Raw genomic sequence first — 6,195 nt, forward strand, 5'->3', positions numbered from 1 at the left:
TTTGCTGGCGGCGTGCCGGGAGGATGCTTGCACAGGCGTTCACACTCACCGGCTTGCAATCCGGCGTAGATTTTTGACCCAACCTAGTTCGTCCGCAGCCGTATGGAGACATTTGACATGTACGCTTCCACATTGATGGCCGTCGCGGCGATCTCGTCGATTCCGGTCGTGGCGTCCGTCCCGACGGCGCCTGCTTCGGTCCCGGCCACAGCGGGCCTCCAGAACACCCTTAGCTCCTTCGTAAACGGGGAGTTCAAGGAAGTAGGAAAGACTTGTTTGCCTGCACAGGCCGCGCGTCGTTTTGGCTTCCTAACGGGGCGCCGCTCTGCAACGCCTGCTTCATATGTGCCCTCTGACGTACAGGGATGGTCGGTGCTCAAGGATCACTGGGATGCGCCGGTCGAGGTGCAGTCAGCCCAGTCGTTGAACGCCGTCTTTGCGCAGGTTTTTGAGGTCATTGGTGAAGGCGAGGCCGCCACCCGCAGACCTCTCGCGCAGAGGCTAGGCGTTGCTTGGCCATCCACGGACAGGCCGATCCTCTACGAGCACGCCAGCAATGCGCAAAGGCAGCATAATTGTGTCACCATGCTCGGCAGCAATGCGCAGCTTTCGGCGGGTCTGTCGGCGGCGGATCTGCGGGCGGCTTTTACAGCCACTACCACCCGTGCAGATACAGAGACCGCGTTCGCCTATGCAGGCGTTATGGTCTCGCCTATCGCAGCCGTGCTTGGCCTCAACACGACGACGGTCGATGCGCCAACAGGCGTTTCCAGTTTCCGGATCGCCTCGGCCATCTGGCAGTGGTACCGGCGGACGAAGCCTGCTCCCGGTGCCCATTTACAGATACGAAATCAGGTGGAGGGTCTTGCCGTTTACCGAGTGATCGGACTCACCCAGACCGCTCTTTTGACGGCTGAAGGCGCGGCCGGATTGAATGTGCCATTCTTCTCTGCGCGGGCGACTGTTTCCGGCAACACGCAGACCAGCACTACGAGCTCGGAGCGCAGCTATGCTGTAGCCTATTGGGTTGGGGAGAGTGATTTTATCGACTTGCCGGACAAGGCTCAAATCGAAAGGCACATGCGTTCGGCTGCCGATTTTTCTGCAACCCAAGGGCAAAACCTGTCGGTGCAAAGCAACTCCCGCGTGGAGTTTTCAGCTGACTTGGCTGACCTTCCCTCCAACTACTGCCGTACCGCTGAATGGGGGCTTGCGGCGCCACAACAGCACGCGGGAGAGCCGAGCAACTTGGGCGAGGCCAGCGATCTGCGGGTGGCGCCCGCGCCGGGCACGCCGGGGTCATGTAGGTTTACGGTTAGTGTCACGCCAAAGAGCACATCGCGTTCCGTCGTCGGCGCCGTTATCGCCGTCCGCGCCGCCGAGGACACATCGGGGCCGCCCCTGTTGGAATCGCGACGTTACGATATCCCAGACTATCGGGCCGACCTGGTCATAGGGAGTGGCGATGGCCCCCGTTTCGTAGCGTTCACGGCGGCCTCGACGCCGCTAAACTATATGATTTCCTACTCTGTCCGATCCAAACACGGCCGGTCGATCACTCTGGACGGCGCGACGCGTGTCACCGTCTCATGCCAGGGGCGACCTGAGCGGGCGATACTGCTTCAAACCACGGATGTCGAAGTGCCCAAATCGAACGATCGGATCTCACTGAAGGTACCTTTGCCGGGGGATCTAATCGATGCCTCTACCTCGTCTGTCAGCTGCACTCTTGGTGGAACCACCCATCTGAAGGGCGGTAACACGGCGACTGAAGAACTCCAGTTTCCCAGCTACGACATCTCTGTGACCCGATCTGCGGCGACTCCGCTGCCGGCACCCTCGGTGACGCCTCTGCCTTCGGCGGCTCCGGCCGCTTGAAATGCGGTTTTTCAAGTGCACGCTTGCGTTCGTGTAGCTGCCTTGGGCACAGAACGAGACCTTGCCCCTATATCGAGGCGGTCGCTGACGCGGGATGTTGGGAGGATGCGTTTCAACATAGAAGTTTCGACCGCCTTTCGGGGTCGAATATCCGCCTCACCCGCCCGGACGGCTCACATAGAAGGTCGCGCTGTTGCCGACGGCGGTGGTCCCGACCACGGCGGCGCGGCCGGAGCCGATGGTGGCGTTGGTCGTGGCGGTGATGGCGGCGTTGTTGGTCTGGTTGTTGGTGATGTTGACCTCGCCGCCGCACTGGGAACAGGCGGAACCGGTGACGCTGTTGCCGACGGCCTCGGCGCCGACATAGGCGTCATAGCCGCTGACGCCCGTATAGGTCGCGGTCGCCTCGACCCCGCCGGTGTTCAGCTGAGTGTTGTCCAGCGCCAGATAGATGTCGGTGTTGCCGGCGATCACTTCATTGGCGACGGCGCGGGCCGAGACGGTGGTCTGGCCCTGCAGATTGGTCCGGGCCCGGGAGACGGCGCGGACCCGGCCCTGGTTGGTCTGGTCGGTCGCGGCGACCAGGGAGCCGCCGGCGTTGGACAGGACGGTCTGGTTGGCGCCGACGTTGGCGCGGGCGGCCAGGTTCCAGGCGTTGTCGACATAGACGTCGGTCCGCGCCTCAATCGTCGAGGCGGCGTTGGTCTGGCGCACCGTCAGATCCTGGTGAGAGGCGCCGGTGGTCGAGGCCTGGACGGCGTTGGCCACGGCCTGGGACGAGAAGTCGGCGGGGGCGGGGATGTACTGAACGTCGGCGACCGTCTCGGCCAGAACGGTGGTCTGGGCCGACTGATCGACTGCGCCGGTGATGGAGGAGGACGGACCGCCCAGGGCGACGCTGTTGGCGACGGCCGCCGTGCCGGCGAAACCGCCGGCCAGCATATGGCCGGTCGGCGACTGGACGACGGTGCGGGCGGTGACGTCATCGCCGGTCGCGACCTGGGCCGCATCAAGGGCGAAGGTCGCGCCGTCAGTGGAGACGCCCAGATAATCGCCGCGCGCCAGGGTCGTCGATCCGATCACCCCGTCCGACTCGCCGTTCAGGACGAGGGTCGTGTCAGCGCGTGTCGCGCCGGTCATGGTCTGGCGCGCCGTCAGGGACCCGGACGAATCCTCGATCCCGCCCGCGAGCGAATTGCCCGTGGCCGAATTGGTCACCTCGAGCTGATCGACCGTGACGTTCAGGTTCACCGACCCGGTCACGTCGCCGGACTGGGTCTGGGTGCTGGAACAGGTCGAGCCGGTCTGCGGATCGCAGAGCGGCGTCTCCTGCGCCGTCGCCTCAGTAGCGGCTAGGGCGAACGTCGCCGTCGCGGCGATCATGCCAGCGAGACGGATCGGCGCGGGTCTGGCCATTGTTCGTCTCCGTGGTGGGGTAGGCCGGATAATAGCCGCCGGTCGGACCGACAGCGGAATCGCCAAGCGGGTCGTTGGCGGCGTTGAGGCAGATTTCGGGGCCGGGCGCCCCATAGAGATTGGCCATGAACTCGACCGTGGCCCGTTCGACCAGGGCGCGGACAGCCAGCTGGGTCGGCTCCATCCCGCCGGACCCGGCCGAGATGTCGAAGACATTGCCGTTCAGGAAGTCGAACACCCCGGCCGAGATCTCGCGGCCGATGATCTGCTTCTGGTACGAGACGACGTCCACGACCTCGAGGGTGGTGGTCTGAACCAGCCGCAGATCCATGGCGATGTTCATCACATAGGTGCGGTAGGTGGCGATGCCCGAGCCGGGACGGTCGCTGTCCACCTGGCCTCCAGCGGCGTCGAAGCCGCCCGAGCGGATGTTGTAGTTCACCTCGGTGACGCCGCCGACGATGTAGAAGTCCGAACCGGGCACCTGGCCGGCCAGGATGCGGCGGTACTGGGTGTCTTCCGGTCCCTGGGCGCCGGGGGTGTTGTCGCCGATCAGCTTGTTGTTGGCGTAGCGCAGCTCCAGCTCCGACACCGAGGTGTCGTAGCGTTCGACGATCCGGGCGCCGGCCTTGGCCAGGGCCGAGTTCGCCATCAGCGAGGCGCCGCCGGTGATCTGGCGCCCGCCGTCCGACGAGACCGTGCCCGTGTAGTCGCTGATCCGGCCCACGGCCATGCGCGGCGAGGGCAGGTTGTAGCGGCGCGCGTAGTCGGCCAGGCAATAGAGCGCCGCCGAATAGGGGGTGGGGTTGGCCGTGACCGGCGCATTGCCGATCGGCGTCGCATATTGGCCCGACGGCCCGGCCACCGGGCTGACGCAGCCGGCGAGCAGCAGGGCCGCAGCCGTCACGACGGCGCCGGTGCGAAGGAGAGGAGGGCGGCTCATGGCAGGGTGATGTTTCCGTTCAGGGCCGTGCCGGCGTTGATGTCGCCGTTGTTGGTCTGTTTCGAATTGACGATGACGGTGTTGTGGCTGCCCTGGACCACGACGTTCAACTGATTGCCGATGGCGGTGGAGCCGCCGATGGTCGTGCCGTTGCCGGAAGACGAGCCGGCCCCGGCATAGGCCGAGGCCACGCCGCCGGACTGGCTGGAATAGGAAGAGGCGCCGGACTGGATGAGGCCGTTGACGATCAGGCGATTGCCGTTGGCGTCGCGGGTCGAACCGGTGGCGGCGGTGTTGGTCAGGTTGCGCGCGGAGCCATAGCCCTGCTGGAAGCGGGCGGCGCCGCCGGAGCCCGTCGTCTGGGCCATGGCGAGAGACGGGGCGGCGGCGACGAACAGGGTCGCAAGCACGGTCGGCAGGGGGGCGATCAGCCTCTTGACCGGCATGGATAATACTCCTGGCGCGCAAACGGACGACGGACCGAAACCACGATCCGCACCCCAAACTGCGTTAAGGTTATTAAGAAGCGCTTGAGATCGCAGAAATCGTTGCGCATTGGTGAGGCATGTCCGACCCCGATGGCCGATTCGCAGCGCCCCCGAATTCAGAAGGGCCAAGGTCCGAAAGACTGTTCAACGCCCCGGTCGCGGTGGTGCTGATCGCCCTGTCGATGCCCGTGCTGTTTTTCTTCCAGCGCCAGTTGCCGGACATGGGCGCCGCCATGGCCTTCGCACCCATCGATCTGCAGAACGGGCGGTGGGGCGGCTTGTTCACCGCCATGCTGCTGCACGGCAGTTGGACCCACGCCCTAATGAATGCGATCGGCGCCCTGGCCTTCGGCGCGCCGGTGGCCCGGCTGTTCGGCGACCGGATCGGGCCGACCGTCTTCCTGCTCTTCTATATAGGGTGCGGCGTGGTTGCGGCCCTGGGCTACGGCCTGGTCCACTGGGGCTCGACCGAGGCCATGGTGGGGGCGTCGGGGGCCGTGTTCGGCCTGATTGGAGCAGCGACCCGCCTGATGGGCGGACGGGGCAGGGTGCTGAGCCTGTTCGATCGGCGCGTGATCGGGGCGTCCATCGCCTGGATGGCGGTCAACGCCGTCACCGGGCTGATCGGCTATGCTCCGGGAGCGGACGGCGCCCGCATCGCCTGGGAGGCCCACGCCTTCGGCTTCATCGCCGGATTGCTGGTCATCGGCCCCTTGGGCCGCGCCTTCGGCAAGGGGCCTTTGCCCATGGGGACGTCGGCCCGGCCCGAATCGGACGTTTGATTCCGGGGCGCGGCTGCGCGATCATGGTTATCGAGCGGCCCTGTCGCCATCCCGGCCCGGCGGTCGTCTCCTAACCATAGAGAAGGAGCCGCGATGTTCGTCGCCGAGATCCTCAAGACCAAGGGAAACGCCGTCTTCTCCATCGCGTCCGACCTGACGGTGGCGCAGGCGTGCGGAGAGCTGGAGCGCAAACGCGTCGGCGCCCTGGTCGTCCGTGACGGCGAATCCGTCGCCGGCGTCTTTTCCGAAAGGGATGTGGTGAAGGCCCTGGCGGTCGACGGACCCAACGCCCTGGGCCGTCCCGTCTCCGATTACATGTCCGCCCGGGTGATCTTCGCCGAACCGGGAGAAACCCTGTCCGACGTGATGGGGCGGATGACCGACCGGCGGATTCGCCATCTGCCGGTTCTGAGCGAGGGCCGGCTGGTCGGCGTCATCTCCATCGGCGACGTCGTCAAATGTCAGATCGCCGATCACGCCCGCGAGGCCGAAAGCCTCAGAACCTATATAGCGACGGGCTGAAGCGGGCGCCGGCGCGGGTTCGAAGAGTCCGACTCCGCGAGAATTTTCATGGTTTGGTCAGAATCCGGTTGCGGCGGAAAAGAGCGGCCCGTATAGAGCCGCCTCGCTCGGAAACGGGCCGGCCCTGAGGGCTTCGGAGCTTCGGTTTCGGAGGTTTTGAGGGGAA

General features: G+C 65.5%; 6 protein-coding genes. 3 read left to right on the forward strand and 3 right to left on the reverse strand.

Annotated features, from left to right (window positions below; translation table 11 throughout):
• The first annotated feature begins 117 nt into the window (after positions 1-117).
• Positions 118-1,878, forward strand: coding sequence for a hypothetical protein (locus tag AC1RSI_RS01900; protein ID WP_156796454.1), 1,761 nt, complete (start codon positions 118-120; stop codon positions 1,876-1,878).
• A gap of 156 nt (positions 1,879-2,034) precedes the next feature.
• On the opposite strand, the gene hfaD is transcribed toward AC1RSI_RS01900, so the two are convergent.
• The 3 genes from hfaD to hfaA are packed head-to-tail and all read right to left on the reverse strand — an operon-like array spanning position 2,035 to position 4,683.
• On the reverse strand, positions 2,035-3,294 hold the full coding sequence (gene hfaD, locus AC1RSI_RS01905) for a holdfast anchor protein HfaD (RefSeq protein WP_230307736.1): 1,260 nt from the start codon (positions 3,292-3,294) through the stop codon (positions 2,035-2,037).
• Entirely contained in the window at positions 3,221-4,237 is a 1,017-nt protein-coding gene (gene hfaB / locus AC1RSI_RS01910) for a holdfast anchoring protein HfaB (protein WP_035310629.1), read from the reverse strand. The genes hfaD and hfaB overlap by 74 nt, the downstream gene beginning before the upstream one ends.
• Positions 4,234-4,683, reverse strand: a complete 450-nt coding sequence (hfaA, locus tag AC1RSI_RS01915; RefSeq protein ID WP_035310630.1) for a holdfast anchoring protein HfaA — start codon at positions 4,681-4,683, stop codon at positions 4,234-4,236. The genes hfaB and hfaA overlap by 4 nt, the downstream gene beginning before the upstream one ends.
• A 119-nt stretch (positions 4,684-4,802) precedes the next feature.
• Between hfaA and AC1RSI_RS01920 the strand changes: the two genes are divergently transcribed.
• Both AC1RSI_RS01920 and AC1RSI_RS01925 read left to right on the forward strand, forming a co-directional pair.
• Positions 4,803-5,507 carry a rhomboid family intramembrane serine protease gene (locus AC1RSI_RS01920; protein ID WP_035310632.1) on the forward strand — a complete coding sequence of 235 codons (705 nt, stop codon included), beginning with the start codon at positions 4,803-4,805 and terminating at the stop codon, positions 5,505-5,507.
• Between the two features lie 93 nt (positions 5,508-5,600).
• Entirely contained in the window at positions 5,601-6,029 is a 429-nt protein-coding gene (locus AC1RSI_RS01925; RefSeq protein ID WP_154726915.1) for a CBS domain-containing protein, read from the forward strand.
• The last annotated feature ends 166 nt before the right edge of the window (positions 6,030-6,195 follow it).

The sequence above is a fragment of the Brevundimonas sp. GW821-FHT10E09 genome, from assembly GCF_058809375.1.